The following is a 23,580-nucleotide window of genomic DNA, read 5'->3' as shown; positions in this document are numbered from 1 at the left end:
ATGGTAGAATAATTCCAACGATCCGGGAGGGGGAGAACCATGCAATTTGAGATTAGCCTTGATTTCGCAGATGAACGTTTCCGGGAGTTTGTAAAGGAGAACTTCTGCGGTGAACGTGAATCGATACGTAAGAGTGACATAGACTCAGTGACCACATTAAACCTGGGAGGCCGGGGAATCTCAAGCCTTCAAGGGATTGAACATTTTACAGCCCTTCAGGAGCTGGATTGCAGCAGGAACAGCCTCCGTACCCTGGACCTCAGCCGGAACACCCTGCTGAAGAAGCTGGAGTGTCAGGAGAATATGATATCCACATTGGACTTAAGCAGTAATCCCGGACTCACGTTACTCCAATGTTGCTATAACTCGCTGCATGAACTTAACCTTGAGCACAATACAGCATTGGAGCAGCTCGATTGCAGCAGCAATTATATCATTACTCTGAATATCGCAGAGTGTAAGGAACTTGTGGAAATCCGCTGCAATCATAATCATCTGACCCGCCTGGAGACTAGCAATCATCCCAGACTTACGAGTCTGCGCTGCTTCAATAATCATGTTACGGGTCTGGACCTCAGCCATAATGTTAAGTTGACCAAGCTCTATTGTTCTGAGAACAAACTGACGGTACTGGATACGAGCCATAATCCGCAGCTTGTGGAGCTGGATTATGCCAATAATCTCATCACCCAGCCTGATCATGAGGTGGAGGGGGTAGGAACCTTGCTATATGACACTACCTTCACTTGCTATAGCGCAATTCTTTCCTATTTGGGCCATGAGCTTCCTGTGACAGCGGAGGTAAAGACCAAGACTGAAGCGGAGCATTTAACCTCTTGGATTCAAAAGGTATGGGGTGAATTGGACAAGCTGCTTGACCTTGTATTGCAACAGATTGCCGAGGCCCATCCGGATGAAGATGTGAATGAGCTAGAGCTGGCCGAGTTAATATTCACTGAAGATTATTCCTTCCGCATCGGCTATGATGCCGGGGATACACCTGCTGGCAGGCTCTGCATCTATGCAGCATTTGACCCTGAGGGAGAGCTTGATCCTGAGCTTATCTATGAAATGTATTAGGCAGGTATGCCATAGACAAGAGGCCCATGCGACTATGCATGGGCCTTGTGCTGCTGAGATATGACGGAGCTTTTACAGCTCAACCCTCCAGTTGCCCAGCCGCTTGGCGATTTCCGGGTCCTGGTGGGAGAAGAACAGGCTCTCGCCTGTGTCGAGCGTAGCAATCTGAGCCATATCCTCTGCACTTAGCGCAAAATCAAAAATATCAAAGTTCTCGGCAATCCGCTCTGTACGCACAGACTTCGGAATCGCCACGATATCACGCTGGATAAGCCAGCGCAGAACAACCTGCGCGACGGATTTATTGTGCGCAGCGGCTATCCCGGTCAGCATTTCGTTGCTGAACAGGTTGTTACGCCCTTCAGCGAACGGTCCCCAGGACTGAATCTGCACACCCTGTTCCTTCATAAAAGGAGCGTTATTCGTCTGCTGAAGGAACGGATGTGTCTCCACCTGATTGACGGCAGGCACAATCTCGTTGTGGACGATGAGGTCCATCAGGCGGTCTGGCATGAAGTTGCTGACCCCGATTGCCCGGATTTTGCCTTCACGGTACAGTTCTTCCATCGCACGCCATGCTCCGTAATAATCGCCGAACGGCTGGTGAATGAGGTACAGATCCAAGTAATCCAGCTGCAGCTTCTTCAGGGACTTGGCGAACGCGAGCTTGGCACTCTCATATCCGGCATCTTGAATCCATAGCTTAGTGGTGATGAACAGCTCTTCACGAGGTACACCGCTGCGCTTGATGGCGCGGCCGACCGCCTCTTCATTCAGGTAACCGGCAGCAGTATCGATCAGGCGATAGCCTGCCTTAAGTGCCTCATACACTGCATTCTCACATTCTTCAGCATCTGGAATCTGATAGACACCGAAGCCGAGGATCGGCATAGTCACTCCATTATTTAAGGTTACAGTCTGCATGGTCTTGTCCTCCTAAGGTATATTTAGTGTAATGGCAACCGGCCAGATTTCCCGGATAACAGGTCCGGACAGCAGGCACCTCTGCGGGGATTCCGCTGGCTGCCGATTTGCTATACAATAAGCCTATCGCCTTCGTGTAACACGAAGTCAAGCAGGGCTTATTATTATTTTCAGGGAGGCATATTATGTATACTGTCAAAGAAGCTGCCGCTATGACTGGACTTACTGAGCATGCTGTACGCTTTTATACGGATAAAGGTCTGGTACCAAGCATTCAGCGTGATAAGAATAACATCCGGCTGTTCGATGACGAATCGATCAACTGGTTGTACGGGATTAGGTGCCTCAAGCAGACCGGCCTCCCCATTGAAAGCATCAAAACCTATGTCGATCTCTGCCTCAAAGGGGATTCGACGATTGCACAGCGTTTTGCCATGATGATGGAATACAGGGAAGCGGCACTCCTTCAGCTGGAAGAGGCCAAGCAGCGCGTTGCCCATCTGGAAGAGAAGGCCCTTCAATATCAGGCCATTCTGGAGCAGCGCATTCCCGACCTGACCAATCCCGGCAACTGGGGAAAGCTGCTGGACCAGGACGTTAAGGTTCCGGCGCGCCGGAAGAGAATGGTGCGGTCTTCTTAGGAGCCAGAGAGTTAGGAGTAAATGGGGTAAGCGCATTAGTGCACCGCATTTAATGAACGTGAGCAGTTAACTAGCTATCCTAGCAGAAAGAGGCGATCTGCATGACTATTTGTTTCATTTGTGAGAAGCAGCTGGGGAATACTCCCCAGCCGCCTGGGGGATATATATATGAAGATGAGCACTGGAAGGTATGTCATTTTCCTGCGGAGCAGTCCGTGCCAGGGCAACTGGTGCTGGAGTCGAAACGGCATCTGCTCGATTTCGCTGAGATGACTGAGGATGAAGCGGGTTCTTACGGGATTGTGGTGAAAAAATTAATATCGGCGCTTAAGCAGGTGGCGGGGGCTGAACGAGTCTATACCGTCATCATGGTGGATGGGGTTCCCCATTTCCATGCCCACTTCATTCCGCGATTGAGCCACAGCGCCAAAGGGGTTGCACTGATTTCCCAGCAGAACTCGTGTACCGAGGCAGAGGCGGAGGAGTTGGCCGGAAGAGTACGGCTTTTAATGAATTAGATCCATGCCCACCCCAGCCTCCCAATCGACTTCGTTCGTCAGGATTCGCCAAATCCTTTGCCCGTTCACCTTGACACCGTGTATACCCCATGACATAATAATTCCAGACTAAATGACTATGATAAGTTGGACATCATAGGACAACAAGAGAGAGCTTTTACTAGACGAGGGGGAAGTTATAATGAAGAAGAAATTTGTGCCAGGCGTTCTGATTGTACTACTCGGATTGGTTATTGCAGGCTGCGGTAATGCAACAAAGAATAACGCAGGCTCCGCTGAGACAAACGGCGCGGGAACAGGTACGAAGACTATCGTTGCTGCAACGAGTGGGGTAAGCAACCCTTTTAGCTACGAGAAGGACGGGCAGTTGACAGGTTACGATGTGGAAGTAATGAAGGCGATTTTCAAAGACCTTCCGGAATATAAGCTAGAGGTGCAGGCTATTGAATTCGAAGGGATTCTGACCGGCCTGGATAATGGACGCTTCCAGCTGGGGGCGAACAATTTCAGCTCCAACCCCGAGAGACGCGGCAAGTACAATTTCTCTCTCCCGATTATTGAGAATGCGAATGTATTCGTAGTCCGCAAGGACGATAATACCCTTAAGGCGGTAGAAGACCTGAAGGACTATAAAGCCGTAACAGAAGTAGGCAACTCCGGTGCCACCCTGCTGGAGAATTATAATGAAGCGAACCCGGATGCCAAAGCAGAGATTATCTATACCGACGAGAATTTCGTGAAGCAGTTCGAAGGTATTGAAGCCGGCAAGTACGATGTGCGCATCATTTCCCGTGTCTCTGCCGAGAAGGCTATTAAGGAACATGGTTTCACCAACCTGAAGGTGGTTGCGTTCTCTACAGAGAATAGTGATCCAGGATCTTATATTCTGCTCTCCAAGTCTGCGGACAGCACCCTGCTGGATACCGTGAACAAGAGAATCAAGGAAATGTATGCAGACGGCACCCTGCTGAAGATTAGCCAAGAGCAGCTTGGCGGCGACTATTTGCCTAAAAAAGAGCTAATGGAGTAACCGGAGGAAGGTGATCGCATGAAATTTCTAGTCTCGGGAGATGCATTATTCTCCAGCAGTAATTTATATAAGACGATGGACCCGGAGCTGCTGGCTCTTTTGCAAGGGGCCGATGAAGCTTTTACCAATGCAGAGTTCGTGACTCCGCGTCTGAATACCGCTCCGGCGGCAGGGCGCGGCTACCAGACCAGTGTGCGCCCCAAGGCGCTGGACGAATTCGGGAAGCTTAATATCCGTTATGTGAGCTTTGCGAATAATCATACGGGGGACTACGGGACCCAAGGTCTTGTGGACACGATCGAAGAGGCGGAAGCCCGTGGTCTGACCCCGCTTGGCGTGGGCATGAGCCTGCATGAAGCGCGCAAGCCGGTGTTCGTGGATACGCCAGACGGGCGAATTGCGATCATCACCATCGATGTGACGAGAAGCGAAGTGTTCGCAGCCTCGAACCCGGGAAATGGCGTTCCGGCACGTCCGGGCGTCAACCCGCTCCGCTGGTCGCGCACGTATGTCGTGAATGATCAGGACTTCAGCACCTTGAAGGAGATCAGTGAACGCATCGGCATCGCCTCCAGTATGGAGGAAGGCAAGCGGATTGAGACATATAAAAGCAAGTCGGAGAACCACTATGAATTCGGCTCGCTGTTTGAAGGCTATTTAACCTTCGAGAAGGGGGAACAGTCCCGCGTCAAGACGGCAGCGCATGAGCAGGATCAGCAGGAAATCTACCGCAGCATCCAGGATGCGGCGGAGCGCAGTGATTATGTTTTTGTCAGCCTGCATACGCATGAAGGGGAGAATGAGAACTGGTACTCCGATTATCCGGCAGAGTTCATTGAGACCTTCGCGCGGGGTGCGGTGGATGCCGGGGCGAGCTGTGTCTTCGGACATGGTGCCCACTTCACCAGAGGGGTGGAGCTGTACAAGGGGCAACCCATTTTTTATAACATAGGCAGTCTGTTCATGGAGTTCGAAGCAGGAGAGTCGATTGTATCTCCGGAGATGTTTACCGCCTACGGGTATGCCGAGAATGAAGCTCCATCTACCCTGCACAAGAACAGAACCAAGGACAGCGAAGGGAACTGGCAGGGCTTCTACAGCGACCGCAAGTTCTCGGAGAACTTCCTGGTCATGTTCGATCTGAGTGTAGAGGACAAGCGGTTCAGTTATGAGCTGATTCCGATTGATCTCAGACTGACCTATGAGACAGTGACGAAGCGCGGGCTTCCGGTACTGGCTTCGGATGAAGCGGCGGCTTCCCTGGTGGAGCGGCTGAATGCGGTAAGCAACGAACGGTATCATACTGAAATTATCTATGAGGGCAGACGGTTGACCGTCAGACCGTGTTAGAGCGTCGCCCTGTAAATTGAACGTGGAAGGAAGTCAATCGGTATGGGAGAGATTTTTGATATCAACGCGGTGTTCTCAGCGATTCCTCGCCTGTTAGAGGTCCTTCCTGTGAGTCTGCAGATTACGGTCATCTCGATGATCGTCGGCCTTGTGTTTGCCCTGCTGTTCGCCATTATCCGTATGCGCCGAATTCCCGTGCTAAGCCAGCTAGTCACACTGTTCATCTCGTTCATTCGTGGAACGCCGATCATTGTGCAGCTGTATCTGACTTATAACGGAATTCCGTTGTTACTCAAATTCATTAATCAGCAGTACGGGACGGATTATAATATCAATGCCATTCCGGCGATGATCTTCGTGCTGGTCACCTTCGCGTTCAATGAAGCGGCGTACAACTCGGAGACGATCCGCGCTGCGCTGCAATCGGTGAACAAAGGCCAGATCGAGGCTGCTGAATCTCTGGGGATGACCTATCTTCAGGTGCTTAGAAGAGTCATTGTTCCGCAGGCACTGGTGGTGGCCATTCCGCCGCTGGGCAATGCACTGATCGGACTGCTGAAGGGAACCTCTCTGGCCTTCGTTGCGGGAGTGATTGAGATGACGGCCAAGGGGAAAATTATCTCCGGCAGCAACTTCCGCTTCTTCGAGGTATATCTCGCGCTGGCGATCATCTACTGGGTCATGACGATTCTGATTGAGCAGCTTCTCCGCTTCCTGGAGAAGCGGTTCTCGATTCCGGACTCCGCTGCCGGGGCGATGAACCGCGGCTGGTTCTCTTGGGGAAGGAGAGAGATCTGATGATTAAGGTAAGCCATTTATCCAAGTCTTTTCACGGTAATCTGATTCTGGACGATCTCTCCGTCGAGATTAACAAGGGAGATGTTGTGGCCATCATCGGTTCGTCCGGTGCAGGTAAGTCTACCTTCCTGCGTTCACTCAACTGCCTGGAGCAGGCGGACCGGGGGATGCTGGATCTCGAAGGCTTCAAGGTCGATTTCAGCACGATTACGAACAAGCAGCGGCTGGAGCTGCGGAAGCAGACAGCGATGGTATTCCAGCAATTCAATCTGTTCCAGCACCGGACGGCGCTGGATAATGTGAAGGAAGGCCTGAGGATTGTGAAGCGGATGAACGACCGCGAGGCCGCGCAGATTGCTCAGCAGCAGCTGGAGCAGGTAGGCCTTGCTGAGCGTGCTCATTATTATCCGAAGCATCTGTCCGGCGGCCAGCAGCAGCGGGTGGGCATTGCCCGCGCGCTCGCGATGAATCCGAAGCTGCTGCTGCTGGACGAGCCGACCTCAGCGCTTGACCCTGAGCTGGTGGGCGAGGTGCTGCAGACGATCAAGAAGACCGCCGCCACAGGTCAGACGATGATTCTCGTCTCGCATGAGATGAGCTTCGTATATGAAGTAGCCAACAAGGTGCTTTTCTTGGATAAGGGGAAAATTGTGGAGGAGGGCACGCCGGACCAGGTGTTCAATCACCCCACCTCCGAGCGGGCCAAGGAGTTCCTGCAGAACTACTTCCGCAATAAGTCGAGTATTTAAGAGCATATAGTAAAACCCCCGGAAAGGGCGCAGGTTTGCGCTTTTCCGGGGGTTTTTGGCTATGCTGTTCGATTCGATTTGAAAGAGTCAAGTTAAATACTATTTTTATATATGGTGATATTTTTCATGTGCAACAGTCTCCTTTTTTAGATATAATTTCCTTGAAACAAGGAGGGATTGTTATTTATGAGAAAAATTATCAAGATTGCAGTTGCATGTATATTTTTATTAAACCTAGCTTTTGCATCTACTATATTAGCAGCTCCAATCGAAAAAAGTAATTTGAAAGAAGTCCAAACGTTGGATGGAGGTAAGTCATGGGTAGGAGAATGGAATGGGGATGATACAATTATTGTTGACTCTCAGGGTAATGTTATGACCGTTAGAGATGTGAGAGAAACATCAAGCTCTAGACCCACTGTGAACCCGAATATTATTAGAGATAGATTGCTTGCACCAGAATCAATTCAACCCGAATTTGAAGTCCCAAACGAATCTTTTGCCGCCTTGGTATCCGCCTATGGTCATGCATGGTCATACCAAGCCGAAAATAGTAGTGGAGTGAACTGCTATGCCTATGCAACAAAATATCCGTATTGGATTAACCCTGGAGACGGTGACGGCGTATCCAATCAAGGTGATGCGCAATACTATACAAATGTCAATTATACCGCAAATCAAGTTATACAGGATGGAAATACTAATCCTCTTTATTTCAAATCAGGTTGGAGAATACTCTCAAGTAGAACTGCAGCCGTTAATAGTGATGAACATAGAATTGCTTTACGCATTGGCTGGGTTGATACAAATGGTAACGGCAAAGTTGATCTTCCTGATTACCTGGGTATGGGTGGCGACCTTGTTGACTATCATTTTATGTTACAGAATAGTAATGGTTTGTGGTCAGAAAAACATGGTGAACAACCTTCGCAAAACACTGCAATATCAGATCCAAGCAGTATAGTGTGGAATAATGGCCCTTACTATAATTTCTATACGAGTGCAACAGTTTATATTGCAGCAAAAGTTCATTGAAAAGTTTACTAATCAACTTTCGCAGCATGAAATCGGCAAGAAGAACTTGATGTAGTTGGGTAGCGGCCCCGAGAGTTCTTGCAGAATTATTTCCGTAATAAGACGAGGAATTAACCCGGATAGGTAAAACCCCCGAGAAAACGCTAAATGGCGCTTCTCCGGGGGTTTTTGGTGTGCAGAAGAAGTTAATAGCCTTACAAGTATGGTCCTATTTGAAGGTTGTATTGTACTTGTGCTTTCTCATCTGCTTGATCCCGATGTTTTCCAAACAGATCAGCGCATTTGATCGCTGTACTTTCGTTATTAATTCTAGCAGATGATTCTAGGCTTTGTATGATAAATTGGATGCCTTCTTTGCGCTTGTTGTGTAGATGATAAGCTGCTAATTCTGCAAGGAATTTGGTATGCTGATCTGACATAATCTGCTGGTTATAACCGCCAAACTCTGTAGCATATGTCTGATATGGGATAAAGTTAGCAAATCGTACCAGAATATAATCAACATTCCATCCGTAGCGGTTAGCCGATGTTAAGATATTAGATAAAGCAACGAATATCTCATCACTTTGAGGTGAGATATGATCGACATACTCTGAAAGAACTTCCTGTTGACCTGACATGACCTGATAGAGCAAAGTATTTGCTGTACCCCACTCCTGAAACTGAGCTACAGTCATTCTTGCATCTTCATCATCTTTGGATACCCAGCTTGCATCTGTGTAGAGCGTGACGAACTTTAGTGCTGATGTAAAGTCGCCATATTCCTCGCAGACACTTGCGCGCATAAGATGTGAATAGTAAATATAGAAACATAGTGGTTTTTCAGGTTTTTTCTCGTCAGTCATCCTGCGATTTGATTTACGTTGAAGATTATAACGAAGCATAGACAGATGGAGCATATCCTGAGCTAATTTATCTGCTTTTGCCCATTTATGTAGTGAATAATACACATTTACTAAGTTTTTAATCCCATCCAACTGATCCGCCTCATCCACCCTGTTCAAATAACATTCAAAGATATGCGCCGCCTGCAGATTCCGGGTCTGATCGTCGCCAAGGGCGATCCGGAAGAGGCGGTACTGGCACACCGCCAGCCGCTCAGAGTTCTGGTATTTCTCACAGTCGCTCACATTCTTGTAGAGCAGAGCCGCAGCTTGCCATTGCCCCTCCTGAAATAGCCCCTCAGCTACTTCAAACAACATGGGAGCGTAGGTCAGCTTCTCCAGCAATTGCTGAACCACCTGTTCAATGCAATCCAGACGCCCAAGCTCGGCTGAACGCAAAAGAAACGGCCTCAAACGCCGCCAGGTGGGGGGGAGTGAAGAAAACATTCGTCTACATATAAGCTGTAGAAGTGGTCCTCTGGCAGCTCCATCCCTTGGGTAATCCGTACCAGATGGTCCATAGCAATAGGCTGCTGACCCTTAAGCAACCGGCTAAGTGTTCCTGAATTAATACCCGTGTGAATGGAGAATTGATGAATGGACATCCCCTGCTGAGACAGATACATTGCCAATGCATCTCGAATTGTGGCAATCGTTGCGACCATGAATACACCACCTGACTGGATTCCAAAAAATATTTATAGTTGTAATAATATTCTATAATATTCCAATGGTCAATATTTCAAATGAGTACAAACAGTGAAATAGTGGCAATTGACAGAGAGAAACGCAGCAAAATGAAGAAAGCTTGAACAAAACTGAATTAGTTGCGACTTTTTTGTTTTATTACCGTATATATACCTTTATTACGACTAAAATACGCCAAAAGGAGCGATGCATCTTGAATTTCATGAACCAGAATGGCGATAATATCCCAGGGTTCAAGCTGCCGAAGTTGAAGCCGGGCATGTACAAAAGGATAGGGGTGGGGGTAGCGGCTGCGGCTGTACTTTTGTATATCGGCGCCACCTCATTTTATACGGTGCAGGAGCAGGAACGTGCGGCTATTCTGACCTTCGGCAAGTATACGAGTGAGAGCTCAGCCGGGCTTCATTTCAAGTGGCCCTATCCCATCCAGGATGTAATTACCGTGCCTGCGGAACTGACCCAGCGGATTCATATCGGATACCGCCAGGAGTCGGATGGAGCGGTGCCGGTGGATGATGAAGCCATGATGATTACGGGCGATGAGAATATTGTCTCTGCCGATGCGGTAGTCCAGTGGAAGATCAGCAATATCCGTGATTACCTGTATAACATTGATGACCCGGACAAATTCCTGCGTAACTCGGCCAGCTCCTCGATCCGTGCCGTGATTGGTTCTGAGAAGCTGGACTATGCGATTACCGACGGGAAGACGGTCATTCAGGATAAGGTCCGCGTGCTGCTGGTGGATCTGCAGAAGAAATACAACACCGGCATTCAGATCATCGATATCAAGTTCCAGGATATTGAGCCGCCAAGCGGCCAGGTGGAGGAAGCCTTCCGCGAGGTGACGAATGCCCGTGAAGAGAAGAATACGAAGATCAACAACGCCAAGAAGTATGAGAACGATATCATTCCGAAGGCGCGCGGTGAAGCGCAGGCCCTGCTGGAGAGGGCCGAAGGCGAGAAGAAGTCGCGTATCCTGAATGCGCAGGGGGATGTGGCGCGGTTTAATGCGATTTTTGCAGAATATGCCAATAATCAGAGTGTCACCGAGAGCCGGCTGGTCCTGGAGACACTGGAGACCATTCTGCCTAACGCCAGAATCTTCATTACGAACTCGAACAGTGACACTGTGAACTATCTGCCGCTGAATGAGCTGATGCGCAGTTCCAAGGATAGCACCTCTGCTCCTGCCGCTGTGAATCCGGCGCCTTCAGCCGCACCGCAAGGAGGAGATGCCAAGTGAAAAGAAACCCGATCATCCTATTGATATCATCTATCGTTCTAATTATTCTGCTGGCTGGCTCTATGTACATCGTGAAGGAGGGGGAATATAAGGTTGTTCTCCGTTTCGGTGAAGCGATGCGTGCGGTGGAGGAGCCTGGGCTGAAGTTCAAGCTTCCTTTTGTCGAGAATGTCTCGGAGCTTCCCAAGTATCAGATGACGTACGAGAGTTCGCCGACCAGCATTCTGACCAAGGACCAGAAGCCGATTGTGGTCGATAATTATACCGTCTGGAGAATCACCAACGCCTCGCAGTTCCTGAGAACCGTTCAATCGGTCAGCGGCGGGGTCCAGCGTATCGATGAAGCGGTCTACAACTCGGTGCGCCGTAAGCTGTCGGAGGTCAACTATGAGAATATCATCAGTGAGGATACCGGACGGGGCAATATTAACGATGAGATTACTAAGGACGTAGTAGCCGCTTTGACACGGGATAACTACGGTATAGAAGTCATTGATGTACGGATCAAGCGTACCGACCTGCCGGAAGAGAACAAGCAGAGCGTGTACAACCGGATGATCTCGGACCGTCAATCCATTGCTGCACGTTATCTGTCCGAAGGGGACGAGGAATCCCGGAAGATCACCTCCAAGGCGGACCGCGCCTCCCGGGAGCTGATGGCCCAGGCTGAAGCCGACTCGAAGAAGATTATCGCCGAAGGCGAAGGGGAAGCCGCCAAGATCTATAACCTGGCCTATGGCAAATCTCCTGAGTTCTATAGCTTCTACCGTACGTTGCAGAGTTATGTGACCACGCTGAAGAATGAGCCGGTCATCATGATCCCGATCGATTCGCCTTATGCGAAGATACTGATGGGACAACAATAGTGTAACAAATAGAAGAGCAGCACTCCTCCTATATGGAAGAAGTGCTGCTCTTTGGTTTGAGAGTATGTGCTTTTACATGAAAATCAGCAGCAACGTACCCGCTACGAAGCAGTAGTATGAAAAGTAAATCAGATTGCCCTTCGCCATAATGCCGATGAACCAGCGCATGGCATAGTAGGTGGCGACGAGGGTGGTGAGGAAGGCGATCAGGTAGGGCATCGCCAGCGCCGCACGGTTCGGATCATTCGCGATATCGGATGCGCCGAGGATCAGGCCCCCGATACTGATCGGAATGTACAGCATGAAGGAGAACTTCAGGGCGGTCTCCTGCTTCATCCCTACGGCAATCGAGGCAATCACGGTTGAACCGGAACGGCTGATCCCTGGAATCAGCGCTACGGCCTGGGCCAGCCCGACGATGATGGCATCCTTCACTTTGAGATTGCCGTCTCTTTTCTGGCCGCGCAGATTGCGGATCAGCCAGAGGGCAACCCCTGTAACAAGTAAGCTGATGGATACGGTATGTACAGAGGTGAAGACGCGTTCGATCGTATCCTTGAAGAATACGGCAGCAACCGCTGCAGGGATTGTGCCGATAACGATGTAGATACAGAACATGAATTCGGACCGGTACTTCGTATCGCGCGTCTTCAGATAACGGAAGAACCCTGTGATTAAGTCCATGATATCTTTGCGGAAAATAAAACAGATGGCGATCAATGAAGCCGTATTCGTTAAGATTTCAAAAGAGAGTCCATTCTGCTTCATCCCAAGCAGCCGCTGGGCAATGATTAAGTGCCCGCTGGAGGAGACGGGAATCGGTTCCGTCACCCCCTGTACGAGGCCTAACAGTAAGTAATTTAGCCAATTGTACCAGTTTTCCATGATTTCCTCCTGAATTTGAACTGCAAATAATGTGGATTAAGCCTGCCGTCTCCGGTACCGCTTGGAAAAGACGTACAGCCCGAAGCCGAGCAGGAACAGGGTTGCCGCCGGAAGAATGTAAGGCTTGACAATTTCGTCCACATGCTCCCACTGCGAACCGAGCTTGAAGCCCAGATAGACATAGATCGAAGTGATCGGAAGCATGGCCAGGAAGGTGTAGAGACTGAAGGCAAACACGTTCATCTTGGCAATCCCGCAAGGGATGGAGATGAGTGTTCTCACACCGGGGATGAAGCGCCCGTAAAAGGCCACACCGCTGCCGTATTTCTCAAAAAAACGGTCAGATGCTTCCAGATGATGCGGACGGATGAACAGATACTTGCCGTATTTATTCACCATAGGTCTGCCCCCGAACCGGCCAAGGGCATACAATGTCAGCGGACCGAGGGTGCCGCCGACCGTACCGGCCAGAATGGTCAGCAGAAGCTTCATATCCCCCAGATACACCCAATATCCGGCAAGCGGAAGCACGATTTCAGCAGGCACAAATTCAAAGGATAAGGCGATCATGATTCCGGCATACGACAAATCTTTGAAAAAAAGTATAAACTCCGTAATCCATTCTGTCATGCATTTCTCTCCCTTCTCAAACAAAAAGCCCCCTATTTAAAGGGGGCAGTCTCATCAACTGTCAGCACCCTCTCATCTTTGCAAGGCATCCGGGATGCCTCTAGTGCTGTGACTTATATGCTTATAGCATGCCGGTCACAGCGGTATCATCGGGCGAAGCCCTCCACCGAACTCTGGATAAGAGTATTATTCAATTTGATAACATTAAAACACAACTGTAACCCATTAAGCAAGTTTGGGAGAAGGGAGAAATTTTGGATGAAAAGTTGAAAGCGTTATCTCAGCTCGATCTTAAACACATCGCCCGCCTGCCCGCCGAAGACTGCCATTCCGCCTTGCGGCAATTGGACTGAAGGTTTTTTGCTAACTTTGGAGTGGCTTACAATCATCCCGTCCGCATCATAGACAACGTATCCGCCGCTTGGGGGAGCTGTAACGGTCATGGTTTTGCCGGCCGCCTTCTTATCGATCTTGAACCAGACGCTCTGGCCGCCCGCAGGAACGGTGCTGGTAGAGGCCGGCCCTCCGTAGATCGGCTTCACGGCATCCCCGCTGATATAAGCATTGCCGTCGATGGTTAAATATTCGGCACCGTTCTGCTTGGAAAAGGTCAGATCGAAGGCATCTCTACCGTTCATGACCGGGATTTCAGCCGCATTGACGGCGGTGTTCTCGTCCACAATCCGCGTCCCGGTGGCGTAGCCCTGTTCAATCTTCACAGTCTTCGTCAAGATGGAAGGGGAGAGGTAGAAGAAAGAATTGATTTTCTCATCCACAGCGTAGTAATGCTTCCCGTCTCTCTGTGCCCAAGCCTGCTTCGTAGAAGCTTTCAGCGGATTAGCATCCAGCTTCTGATACTCGTACGTGACCATCAGCATTTGACCGATACCGGGGATAGTTAAGTGGGTGTTCAGCTTCAGATAGGTTTTGCCGTTCTTCTGCTTATCGAAGCTCACAGCGGCACTGCCGTCCGGGCTCGTGAACTGTCCCTTGCCGGTATAGATATACTTCTGTGCAGGAATCAGACCGCCCTCCAGCTCAGGCAGGTTGAGTGCTCCATTCTTAATGGCTATGGCAGTGGTTGCGCCGACAGTACCGTATAATCCCGAATAGGCTTCCAGCTCGGCAGGCATAGCCGCTTTGACGGGAGGAGTGAAGGTGGCGTCCGGCAGAATCTGCTTAATCTTCCCGGTATCCTTCAGGTAGGCCAGCAACACATTGGTGGCGAAAATGGTGTTATAGATTGAGCTTCCTCCTGAAGAGAGCACCGCGATGGAGATATCGGATTCCGGCAGGGTAATCAGGTCAGCGTGATACATGATGGTATCTCCGCCTTTGGATAAGGCCTTGATTCCGTAATCACCGAATGGTGCCAGATCTACGGCATCCCAGCCCAGACCGTAATTGAAGCTGTTTCTCTCCTCAGGCACCCAGAGCCCGTTCTTGTATTCAGGCTGCTGCATCGCTGTAGCGGAGGCTTTTGACAGAACATCCGGGTGCTTGCCGTTCAGCATCTCGGCGAATGTAGTCAGATCCTCGGCTGTGGAATAGAGGCCGCCTGCTCCGAGGATATTGGCATTCTCGCTAGGCAATGCCTGCGTTAGACCAGGGAAGTAGGTCTTGGCGAGCTGCTGCCGGTTAAAGTTGTCCAGCGGCGTCTTGGTGGAGCTCAGCTTCAGCGGAGTGCTCATGTGCTTATCCAGGAACTCTGTATAGCTGCTGCCGGTCACCTGCTCAATCATCAGCTCCAGCAGTTGAAAGCCGTCATTGCAATATACGGAATATGCGCCGGGATCAGATTTGAGCCGCTCAGACTGAAGCCTTGTCAGCAGGTCATCATGATTCTGTGTATCGCTATCATCCATCAGAATGCTGTTCCCGTAGTGGCTGCCGTACAGGCCCGAGGAATGGTTCATTAACATGCGGGGTGTAATCTTCTTGTAGCGCTCATCGGCCATCTTGAACTGCGGCAGATACGTAGTCAGCGGCTGGTCGATGTCAATGATCTGATCTTCGGCAAGCATCATCGTGGCTGCGGAGACATGCATTTTGCTGACGGAGCCGATGCCGAACATGGTATCCTTCGTGATGGGAGTCCCGGCTGCCTTATCGGATACACCGAAGCCGCCCGATACCGCAATGGCACCTTGATCCCTAATCGCATACTGCATGCCGCTTACCCCGTAATCGGATACGATCTTCGAGCCCAGCAGACGGGCCGTTTCCTGCACCGGGCTCTCCTTCTCCTGCGCCGACACCTGGGCTGCGGGCATCACCAGCATGGCCGCCAATACGACTGAAGTTAACTTGTTCATCATGAATTCCTCCTCTTGTGTCTCTTAGGTAATCTTCCTGAAGTTATCATACAGGCAGAAGAGAGGAGCATGGCCTGAATAACCCTGAAACGCGGATTACGATCCCTTAACGTAGAAACTTACGATTAAGAAGCGCTATAAAAGGTAACAAAAAGTGAAAGAAGCGGAGGGGGAATTTGGAACTGTAGGAGCGGTAGCGACCGCCTTTGTCTTTGGATTTCTACCGCGAGGAGCGGTTACAATCAGGAAATCCAAAGACAACAGCGGCCGGAAGTCCAAATGTTCACCGCAGCGACGGCGAAACTTAAAGTTCAGCGCATTTTATATAGAAGCTTCGCGCGAGAAGGGGAGGACCACCATATTGTTGAATTCCCGATGCCCGGCCTCAATCGTCATATTGCCGCCGTACTTCTCGCAGATTCTGGATATATTGGTCAGACCGATGCCATGGTATTCCGGGTCCGGCTTCCGGCTCTGCAAAGAGGTAGTCTCCGGGGCGGTATGATTCAGGATGCGGATGAACAACGCGGATTCACTGGAGTGCATCTGGATAAGAATGTAGCGGTCCTCGGCCAGCCGTACTTTTTTGGAGGCTTCAATGGCATTATCCAGCATATTGCCCAGCACAACGCACAGGTCATAACGGTCGATGTGAAGCTCCCCAGGCAACAGCTTAAGCCGGGTATCGATGCGGATGCCGTTCGCTTGTCCGATATTCAACGTGTTCGTGACCAGCGCATCCACCGCCAGATGGCCGGTGTTGACCCGCTGGTAGGCATCCTCTACTTTATTCAGCGTAAGCTTGATATGCGCAAGAGCCGCCGCCGGATCATCCCGCCGGATACACTCTTCAATGTAGAGGAACTGCTGATGGGTATCGTGGATGATTCTTTTGATCGACTTGAAGCTGTGCACCGTCTTCTCATAGTTGGCGTCCTGATAGTTCATCTGGTGCTGGAGCTGGGCGTTCTCATGCATGAACTGGAATTTGTCCGTTATCGTATCGAAGATATAGACAATCATCACATTCAGGAACAGGAAGCCGAGAATCGCAAAGAAATAATAGAAATCCTTCGTGCTGTTAACCGTAAGAATGTTGATCTGATAGGTGCTGATGAGCGGGACGAGCAGGAACATCACATAATACCGGTAGGGCAGGGATACGCTTCGGCGCTTGGAGATCAGCCGGATGATCTGAATCACCGGGAACATAATAATGCAGCTCAGGATCAGCCCCTTGATGAAGGCCGGCCGGTCAATCCCCGTACCCCCGTCCATGCTGGTGTAGTCTACCGAATCTATCATTGAGAAAATATACAGCGAGATAAAGCTGACCACCGTCATCAGCACAGCGTACAGCATGGAGAAGATCACCTGCGTCTTCATCTCCACCTTATAGGCTTGCGCCATACTGAAGATCATCAGCAGGGCTACGCCGGAGGAGAATAGAGGGGACAGCGGGCTGACCAGGTAGAGGAAGCAGAGCACCCCGTAGATGAGGAAATAAATGATCCGGTTAGGCTTCCTGGCGGACTTATCAAATACAGAGGCAAAGAAGAATTGGGTCTGAAAGCACATCACCAGCACCACACAGACGACAAGGGTCAGATTATAGTGTGTCATAGGAGCTGCCCTTCATGATCATGAATTTGGTGTAGAAGTCCTTAACCTCTTTGATTTTGGACCGGCCGATCGGGAACTCCTGCCCGCCCGACATCAGCACGGAGCCGCCCGCGAACTTGTGGACATGCAGCAGATTGATAATAATCGAACGGTGGATATGCAGGAAATGGCTGTCCCGCAGTGCTGAAGCGTACTCTGCAATAATTCCTCTGGTCTCATAGATTCCCGTGGTGGTAATTACATTCAGCTTGCTCTTGACCGTCAGGCTCTTAGCCGCCTCAATCCCGATAATATCATCATGCCGCAAGACGACCTCCTCATACCCGGACTTAATGACCATGAACTTCTTATCCTGGGCCTGGAAGTAATCACACAGCTTAATAATTTTCTCCTCCAGGAGCTGCGGGGCGACGGGCTTGATCAGATACTGGAAGGTAATCACGTCGAAGCTCTCCACCATATATTCAGGGTAGCTGGTCAGGAAGATAATCTGTTCGTCAAAATGCTTCCGGCTTCTCAAACGGCGCGCCGCCTGAATCCCGTTCATACCTCCCATCTCCACATCCAGTATCAGGATATGGAAGGGGGCTCCGCCCCGTTCATAGTGGGAGATTAAGTCCTCTCCCGAGGGAAACAGCTCGATTTCAAATTCGGTATCCGTCTTGACGGACAAGCCGACCAGAATCTTCTTCACCAGCTCCCGCTGCTGTTCTTCATCCTCACATACCGCTACCCGATACATCCAAGAGTCCCCCTTCACTTCCGGCTCCATGCCTAAGCAGATATTTGTACACAACATTATATAGTATTGTCCAGGGGAATGAGCGGATCAGGGGCCAAACGCATAAGTTAATCCCTGGACTGCAAAAGCGGAGCGGTGAACATCCGGAGATCGAGGCGAACGCTACGCTTGGTACGCGGGTCGTTCCGCCCGCTCCGCTGTTTAAGCGTATGGCTCAGGCACTGCTGCTACTTCCACAGCCGCAGCAGCGGCCCTGCTTCGCCATAGACGGGATCACGCTCCGGCAGCGGGACTTCGCGGATCTCGAGGAGCGCCGCAGCGAAGTCGTCTGCATTGGCCTGGCGGGTGTTATAGTCCATGCCGCCGGGATATGCGCCTGCAATACGGAAGTCCGGCGTGGCCGAGAGCTTCTTGTGTGCCGTCCCGGCAGGCAGCGCCACAACATCACCGGCCTCAACTTCGGCGGTGTATCCGGCATCTCCGCCAAGCTGAAGGCTGGCGCTGCCGGAGATCACGCCCAGTACCTCATGTGCGTTGCTGTGATAGTGGTGGTAGGGGAAGACGCCATTCACCCAGCTATTCAGCCAGCCATTGTTATTGAAGATCTGTTCTGTGTCTTCCGGGTGGTCCCGGAGAACACCTTTGTACAGCACGGCGGCAAGCTGAGGATTGTTCGGGAGCAGGCCATCAGCGTGGAAGCTGAGCTTGATTATAGATTCGTTCTGCTCCCTGTTTGCAGAGTTATGTTCTGACATAACGGATCATCTCCTACGTTATTTTTGGTATATATAGAATTACCCTAAGGTTGGCAATGTATCTTCTGAAAATAAATTTCGTTAAAAGGTGAGAATCCCAGATATAGATGGCAGTTTAATTGTAACGAAATACAGCTAGCCGATTATTTGGCGGCACTAGTACAGCATCAGCTTTGAAACTGTAAGAATGAACCTCAGGGGTGTTAAAGGCTGCATGAACATCGAGCTGATATTAGGCTGATCCTGCACCCGTTACCGATTTCTGCTCTTACATTCAAGTAGGTGATTGTATTTCCTGCAATAGAAAATGCATAACTTGCGAATGAGACGCTGGCTCCTCAGCCTGTGATTGGTGAAATTATAAGTGCAATTAATATTGCGGAGCTATTTTCTACCTGCTTGTAAAAGGGTAATTGATGGCATACAGTGTAACGTAGCTGTTATAGATGGTTGCGAAAGGGAGGGAATATAGTGAGAATTATCCGAAAAATCAGTACCCTGCTGGCGGCCGCACTGCTGCTGCCTGCCATTCTGGTGCCGCCTGGGGCACTGGCTGCTCCCGCCGGGGCGAAGGCTGCGCCGTCCGGGACGGTGGCCGCTGCCGCTTCACCCGCCCAGAGTCTGGCCACGAACGGGCTGGTGCCGCTGACCGGCGCCATCAACGGTAATCTGCCGATTCACATGTCGGTTAAGGTAGAGAGCGGCGGGAAGCTGACCGGAAGTTATTATTATGATAAATACAAGAAGACGATCCGGCTCACCGGTACAGTCAGCGGCAAAACCGCAAATATGTATGAATACGATGCGAAGGGCAAGGAAACCGGCCATTTCGAGGGCTGGTGGATTCCCGGCACCGGCTTCGCGGGAGTATGGAGCAACCCGGACGGCACCCGCCAGCTTCCGGTAGAGGCATTGACGGCTACCGCCGCAGCCAGCGCCAAGGTACCGGCAGCAGCCGACTGGAGCGGAGAATGGTATATGAAGAGTGATTCGCCCTTCTTAGGATCATATGTTGAATTCAGCAACGTCAAGAGCGATAAGCTGGTCTTCTCGATGGATGCCTATGACGGCGCCCATTCCGGCCAGCTGTATGAAGAATCGGCAGTAGTCCGCAAACGGATGGCCGTCTATAAGGAAGAGGACGGTTCCGTAGTCTTTTTCTATCTGCTGAACGGCAATTTGTATGTCACCAGCCCTTCGCCGGTGTATTCTGCCGGGGCTAATGTAACCTACACCGGCCAGTACACAAGAAATTTGCAAGAGACCGTCTATACGCTGCGGGATACCGGTGTCTTCAAGACGGCAGCAGATGATAAGGCTTTCCGCAAGCTGGTAGGGGAAGATTATGATCTGTTCCTGTACAGTATGCAGCTGCTGGATGAGCCGAAGGATCTGGACGGCAAGGGGGCAAAGGTGATAGAGGGCGGCGTGAGAGGGTTGTTCACCCTTACAGAAGCTATCATCATGTATGATAAGCAGGGACATTTCTGGGCGGCTGCGCTCGATTCGGATGAAGCCTCTGATTCAGATGAGATTGCGGAGACCTTCGTGCGGTTCTATACGAATGTTCCGGGCACCAGCAAGCTGCCGAAGACTATTGTGAAATGGATGGAGGGTTTTCCCGATTACACGGTAGTCTACATGAATTTCTAAATCTTTCGCCAGAGCGTTTTAAGTTCCCCCTAACGGGTACATTGAAAGAGTGAGGGTCCGATTGGCATGGGTAGCTACTGCACAAGAATCATTGTACACCGGTTATGTCAGCGGATTCGCATGTCCTGCAGCCTTTCACCGAAAGGACGGGACAGCGCGCATGCGCAGGTCCTGCCGCTATAATGGAAGCTGCAGGTGCAACAAGAAACGGTATGCCTAACCCCTGACCGGGGGGCGGCATACCGTTTTTGTATGGACTCTGTAACGCCTGTGTTCCGGCACAGAATCAAGTATATAGACGCTTCCAGTTCGCATACCAGCGCTCGACCTTGGTGGAGGGAGTGAGCTTCAGGTCCTGCCAGAGCAGGCTGCGGAGCTTCTCATTTTGCTCCTGTACGAAGCTCAGCTCGCCCAGCCGGTTATAGAATTCCATGAGTGCCAGGTAACCCGGCTCGTGGTAGGGATGCAGCTCCACAATCCGCTGATAGGTGTTGACCGCCTTGGTGATGTTATCGTTGACGGTGCGAAATTGTCATTGTCGATACGGGCTCTACGGACCGGACCAAGGAGATTGCCGCAGAATATGGCGGAATGCCACGGGCATCTGAGCAATAAGGCCGAGAAGATGAACGCGTTGTACCGCACCCTGAATTATGATATTCCCCGTTCCGAATTCTGCTGCCGTCTGGGTAGTGAATTCGTGGAAGCTGGAGAGTTCACACCCAGGTATGCTGCATAACCGGAAATACTATAAAGAACTCCTGGGTGAATCCTTCAGCGAATTATTTAAAGTTTCTTAAGCAGGCAATCTGCCACTTCCAAGGCAGCTTAATAGACAGGCAACGTTCCCCGGAACGGGCCTGTCTATTATTTTTTCGCTATACATTTTTAAAAGGACGGTACCGTTTCCACTTGCGGGACGATAATTAGAGAAATAGGTATTTTTACACATTTATTGCGAGGCACATGAATACCATTAAAGTAAATAAGTCCACCTAAAATAGAGGAGCGATGTTATGGTACGCCATTACACTCAGCTGGAAATCATTAATTTATCGAAATTGCCTCCGACCACAGTGAAGAGATGGCTGGAGTATTTCTCTTACTTCGTACCGGTGACCCGGCAAGGAGATCAGGCGCTTTATCCCTATGAAACTCTGAAACTGTTAAAAAGAATCAGTGAGCTGCGCATGGAACGTTATCATCTAAGCACCATTGTGCGCCTGCTGATCGAGGAGAGATTCCCGATGTACAGCAAAAATGAACAAGAGCTTCCCGTACCGGAGCGAACGGACAGCCGTATGTCCGAGGCCCCGGAGATGGACAGACAACAGCAGCTTGTGGCTTCTCTCTCCTCGCTGGCCAATGAGCTGATCCGGATTGCGGATCATCTGAATCACTTGAAGGTGCAGTAGGTGGAGCTTACATGATTAGGGCTTGTCCATTTCTACGCGGAAGCGTACCGGTTGCATCTTATAGGCTAGATTGAGGGTTTCAACAAGCAGCGAACAGGACATTGCCCTGTACATAGCACCACTGTCCTTCCGGCTGTGCCGCCACCCTCACTATGTTGTTATGTCCGGTCTGGCGGCGGAACGGAAGCAGCCTAGGAGTAGGCAATCAATGAACAGCCAGCCGTCCGTTGACTATCAAGGGATCAGAACCTCGTCCAATCTGAAGTACTCTCTGTAATATACTTCTTATTCTACAATCAACAGCTACCCTCGCCGGGCAGCTGCCATACTCCCGCTTTGGGATCATAGGCATCCACCACTCTGGCGGGATTGCCTGCCGCGATACAGAAGTCCGGTAAATCCCGGGTCACCACACTGTTCGGTGTGACCCGGCAGCCCTTGCCAATTGTCACGTTGCCCACAATGACGCAGTGGGCGCCCAGCTCGCTGCCCGCACCGGTCCGCACCTGCTGGCTGGTGGAGGTGATCCACTGGTCACGGATGGGAATGCAATCTGTCGGTACTGGTGGTCTGTGTCGGCAATGTAGACAATGTAGACATCTGGCCCGGCGATGATATTCTCCTCAAGAATGACACTATCTACAGCAGTAATTATCAGATTGCGGCTGCAACTGCAGCCGTCTCCGATCGAAATGGCAGGCGGCTCCCCCTGACCGGCTGGTGCTTGGCCTGAATGGATTTGATATGTGCATAGAGATCATCAAAGTATAATTCGTTATGGTAAGCCTCCGTTAAGACCTCTTCAAAATCCCCGGGCTCCAGCTGCTTAAGATTATTCTCCAGCATATAGTTGTACCACCATAGCAGAAAGGTGTAGGCGCTATGCTTCTTCTCAGCGGCCATTACGGCTTCGCTCAATCCCTTGTCCAGGAACTCAAGCGATGTGTCCAACTATGAGCAGTAGTACTCAGACTATTACGCAGATGAAGATTATTACGAGGATGGCCTCATGAAGCTGCGGCAGATCTCGGAACGGCGGTCATGACTAACCACAAACGTAAGCCTATTGCCATACTGGGAGCCACAGGCCATATCTCCAAGAACCTGATTCTTGGTCTTGCAGCGGCGCAGGAATATGAGCTGTATTTATTCTCACGGTCCAGGGAAAGGATGACCCTTTTCCTGGAGGAGAACCAGCTTCAGGAAGGGGCCACGCTTTGTGAATACGATCAATTTGCTCATACAGCAGACTATGATGTGATTATTAACGGGGTGGGGATTGGAGATCCGCGTGATCTGATTCAGCATCCGTTCCAGGTCTTTCAGTCCCAACCATCTGTCAGCTCAGGAATTTTACGGAATTACCAAGTTGAATATGGAGGCCAAACACAGAAGTCTGGGCTCCTTCCGGATCGTGGACTTACGGATCTTCGGTTTTTTCAGCGCGTTCATTGATTTGGATTCCCGGTATTTACTGACGGATATTATTCAACACCTTAAGACGGAGCGACTCTGTACACCTCAGCGGACAACATCATCAGAGATTACGTCCACCCGGCGGACTTGGTCCGGTTGATCAAGCTGTGTATGCAGGGAGAGGTACAAAATGAAGCCTATGATGTATATTCTCTGAAGCCAGCGGCGAAATTCGAGATTCTGGATTACTTCGCAGAGTACCCTAGACCGGTTACGGGCATCTGGCCCGAAAACTAAATTCATGAATCCCCGCCCGC

The 23,580-nt window shown here is 50.5% G+C and carries 27 protein-coding genes; 15 read left to right on the top strand and 12 right to left on the bottom strand.

Going from position 1 to position 23,580, the window contains the following annotated elements; all coding sequences use genetic code 11:
* Positions 1-39 precede the first annotated feature (39 nt).
* The gene (locus NYE24_RS10635) at positions 40-1,080 is read left to right on the top strand and encodes a leucine-rich repeat domain-containing protein (RefSeq protein WP_342478635.1); all 1,041 of its coding nucleotides are present in this window, start codon (positions 40-42) and stop codon (positions 1,078-1,080) included.
* Positions 1,081-1,152: 72 nt separating this feature from the next.
* Here NYE24_RS10635 and NYE24_RS10630 read toward each other — a convergent pair whose 3' ends face one another.
* A complete protein-coding gene (locus tag NYE24_RS10630; protein WP_076154313.1) occupies positions 1,153-2,004 on the bottom strand; it encodes an aldo/keto reductase in 852 nt (283 codons plus the stop codon).
* A 185-nt stretch (positions 2,005-2,189) separates the two neighbouring features.
* Between NYE24_RS10630 and NYE24_RS10625 the strand changes: the two genes are divergently transcribed.
* The 7 genes from NYE24_RS10625 (at position 2,190) to NYE24_RS10595 (ending at position 8,125) form a co-directional block, all read left to right on the top strand.
* Positions 2,190-2,645 carry a MerR family transcriptional regulator gene (locus NYE24_RS10625; RefSeq protein ID WP_342478634.1) on the top strand — a complete coding sequence of 152 codons (456 nt, stop codon included), beginning with the start codon at positions 2,190-2,192 and terminating at the stop codon, positions 2,643-2,645.
* Positions 2,646-2,746: 101 nt separating this feature from the next.
* Positions 2,747-3,163, top strand: a complete 417-nt coding sequence (locus tag NYE24_RS10620) for an HIT family protein (RefSeq protein WP_051493969.1) — start codon at positions 2,747-2,749, stop codon at positions 3,161-3,163.
* 181 nt (positions 3,164-3,344) lie between these two features.
* Positions 3,345-4,193: a transporter substrate-binding domain-containing protein gene (locus NYE24_RS10615; protein WP_341026150.1), complete on the top strand. Its 849-nt coding sequence runs from the start codon at positions 3,345-3,347 to the stop codon at positions 4,191-4,193.
* Between the two features lie 18 nt (positions 4,194-4,211).
* Entirely contained in the window at positions 4,212-5,543 is a 1,332-nt protein-coding gene (locus NYE24_RS10610) for a CapA family protein (RefSeq protein ID WP_342478633.1), read from the top strand.
* A 42-nt stretch (positions 5,544-5,585) separates the two neighbouring features.
* The gene (locus tag NYE24_RS10605) at positions 5,586-6,341 is read left to right on the top strand and encodes an amino acid ABC transporter permease (RefSeq protein ID WP_036699639.1); all 756 of its coding nucleotides are present in this window, start codon (positions 5,586-5,588) and stop codon (positions 6,339-6,341) included.
* Positions 6,341-7,090 (top strand): amino acid ABC transporter ATP-binding protein, encoded by a 750-nt coding sequence (locus tag NYE24_RS10600; RefSeq protein WP_036699637.1) that lies wholly within the window; start codon positions 6,341-6,343, stop codon positions 7,088-7,090. The genes NYE24_RS10605 and NYE24_RS10600 overlap by 1 nt, the downstream gene beginning before the upstream one ends.
* A 186-nt stretch (positions 7,091-7,276) precedes the next feature.
* Positions 7,277-8,125: a hypothetical protein gene (locus NYE24_RS10595; RefSeq protein ID WP_342478632.1), complete on the top strand. Its 849-nt coding sequence runs from the start codon at positions 7,277-7,279 to the stop codon at positions 8,123-8,125.
* A 194-nt stretch (positions 8,126-8,319) separates the two neighbouring features.
* Here NYE24_RS10595 and NYE24_RS10590 read toward each other — a convergent pair whose 3' ends face one another.
* Complete coding sequence (locus NYE24_RS10590) at positions 8,320-9,354, bottom strand: transcriptional regulator (RefSeq protein ID WP_342478631.1); 1,035 nt, start codon at positions 9,352-9,354, stop codon at positions 8,320-8,322.
* A gap of 65 nt (positions 9,355-9,419) precedes the next feature.
* On the bottom strand, positions 9,420-9,674 hold the full coding sequence (locus NYE24_RS10585) for a helix-turn-helix transcriptional regulator (RefSeq protein ID WP_342478630.1): 255 nt from the start codon (positions 9,672-9,674) through the stop codon (positions 9,420-9,422).
* Positions 9,675-9,919: 245 nt separating this feature from the next.
* On the opposite strand from NYE24_RS10585, the gene hflK reads away from it, so the two are divergent.
* Both hflK and NYE24_RS10575 read left to right on the top strand, forming a co-directional pair.
* A complete protein-coding gene (gene hflK, locus NYE24_RS10580; RefSeq protein ID WP_342479227.1) occupies positions 9,920-10,963 on the top strand; it encodes an FtsH protease activity modulator HflK in 1,044 nt (347 codons plus the stop codon).
* On the top strand, positions 10,960-11,829 hold the full coding sequence (locus NYE24_RS10575) for a protease modulator HflC (protein WP_342478629.1): 870 nt from the start codon (positions 10,960-10,962) through the stop codon (positions 11,827-11,829). The genes hflK and NYE24_RS10575 overlap by 4 nt, the downstream gene beginning before the upstream one ends.
* A gap of 72 nt (positions 11,830-11,901) precedes the next feature.
* On the opposite strand, the gene NYE24_RS10570 is transcribed toward NYE24_RS10575, so the two are convergent.
* The 6 genes from NYE24_RS10570 to NYE24_RS10545 form a co-directional block, all read right to left on the bottom strand.
* Positions 11,902-12,714 (bottom strand): undecaprenyl-diphosphate phosphatase, encoded by an 813-nt coding sequence (locus tag NYE24_RS10570; protein WP_036699629.1) that lies wholly within the window; start codon positions 12,712-12,714, stop codon positions 11,902-11,904.
* Between the two features lie 36 nt (positions 12,715-12,750).
* Positions 12,751-13,344, bottom strand: a complete 594-nt coding sequence (locus tag NYE24_RS10565; protein ID WP_342478628.1) for a DedA family protein — start codon at positions 13,342-13,344, stop codon at positions 12,751-12,753.
* 275 nt (positions 13,345-13,619) lie between these two features.
* The gene (locus NYE24_RS10560; RefSeq protein WP_342479226.1) at positions 13,620-15,659 is read right to left on the bottom strand and encodes a serine hydrolase domain-containing protein; all 2,040 of its coding nucleotides are present in this window, start codon (positions 15,657-15,659) and stop codon (positions 13,620-13,622) included.
* 321 nt (positions 15,660-15,980) lie between these two features.
* A complete protein-coding gene (locus tag NYE24_RS10555; protein ID WP_036699621.1) occupies positions 15,981-17,282 on the bottom strand; it encodes an ATP-binding protein in 1,302 nt (433 codons plus the stop codon).
* Positions 17,269-18,024: a LytTR family DNA-binding domain-containing protein gene (locus NYE24_RS10550; protein WP_342478627.1), complete on the bottom strand. Its 756-nt coding sequence runs from the start codon at positions 18,022-18,024 to the stop codon at positions 17,269-17,271. The genes NYE24_RS10555 and NYE24_RS10550 overlap by 14 nt, the downstream gene beginning before the upstream one ends.
* Positions 18,025-18,251: 227 nt before the next feature.
* Positions 18,252-18,779 carry a cupin domain-containing protein gene (locus tag NYE24_RS10545; RefSeq protein ID WP_342478626.1) on the bottom strand — a complete coding sequence of 176 codons (528 nt, stop codon included), beginning with the start codon at positions 18,777-18,779 and terminating at the stop codon, positions 18,252-18,254.
* Positions 18,780-19,250: 471 nt separating this feature from the next.
* Here NYE24_RS10545 and NYE24_RS10540 point away from each other — a divergent pair, with 471 nt between their 5' ends.
* Complete coding sequence (locus NYE24_RS10540; RefSeq protein WP_342478625.1) at positions 19,251-20,432, top strand: hypothetical protein; 1,182 nt, start codon at positions 19,251-19,253, stop codon at positions 20,430-20,432.
* Positions 20,433-20,718: 286 nt separating this feature from the next.
* On the opposite strand, the gene NYE24_RS10535 is transcribed toward NYE24_RS10540, so the two are convergent.
* On the bottom strand, positions 20,719-20,940 hold the full coding sequence (locus NYE24_RS10535) for a BTAD domain-containing putative transcriptional regulator (RefSeq protein ID WP_342479225.1): 222 nt from the start codon (positions 20,938-20,940) through the stop codon (positions 20,719-20,721).
* 75 nt (positions 20,941-21,015) lie between these two features.
* On the opposite strand from NYE24_RS10535, the gene NYE24_RS10530 reads away from it, so the two are divergent.
* On the top strand, positions 21,016-21,171 hold the full coding sequence (locus tag NYE24_RS10530) for a hypothetical protein (RefSeq protein ID WP_342478624.1): 156 nt from the start codon (positions 21,016-21,018) through the stop codon (positions 21,169-21,171).
* A gap of 277 nt (positions 21,172-21,448) precedes the next feature.
* Entirely contained in the window at positions 21,449-21,847 is a 399-nt protein-coding gene (locus NYE24_RS10525) for a MerR family transcriptional regulator (RefSeq protein WP_342478623.1), read from the top strand.
* A 296-nt stretch (positions 21,848-22,143) separates the two neighbouring features.
* Here NYE24_RS10525 and NYE24_RS10520 read toward each other — a convergent pair whose 3' ends face one another.
* Together NYE24_RS10520 and NYE24_RS10515 are read right to left on the bottom strand one after the other, a co-directional pair.
* Complete coding sequence (locus NYE24_RS10520; RefSeq protein WP_342478622.1) at positions 22,144-22,353, bottom strand: hypothetical protein; 210 nt, start codon at positions 22,351-22,353, stop codon at positions 22,144-22,146.
* A 148-nt stretch (positions 22,354-22,501) separates the two neighbouring features.
* A complete protein-coding gene (locus NYE24_RS10515; protein ID WP_143804200.1) occupies positions 22,502-22,798 on the bottom strand; it encodes a hypothetical protein in 297 nt (98 codons plus the stop codon).
* Between the two features lie 90 nt (positions 22,799-22,888).
* On the opposite strand from NYE24_RS10515, the gene NYE24_RS10510 reads away from it, so the two are divergent.
* Entirely contained in the window at positions 22,889-23,302 is a 414-nt protein-coding gene (locus tag NYE24_RS10510) for a hypothetical protein (protein ID WP_342478621.1), read from the top strand.
* 108 nt (positions 23,303-23,410) lie between these two features.
* Positions 23,411-23,560 (top strand): hypothetical protein, encoded by a 150-nt coding sequence (locus tag NYE24_RS10505; protein ID WP_342478620.1) that lies wholly within the window; start codon positions 23,411-23,413, stop codon positions 23,558-23,560.
* Positions 23,561-23,580: the final 20 nt, after the last annotated feature.

This window comes from Paenibacillus sp. FSL H7-0350 (genome assembly GCF_038593195.1).
Taxonomy (GTDB): Bacteria; Bacillota; Bacilli; order Paenibacillales; family Paenibacillaceae; genus Paenibacillus_AQ.
The sequence above is the reverse complement of the archived record's forward strand: the minus strand, read 5'-3'. Positions and strand labels throughout refer to the sequence as shown.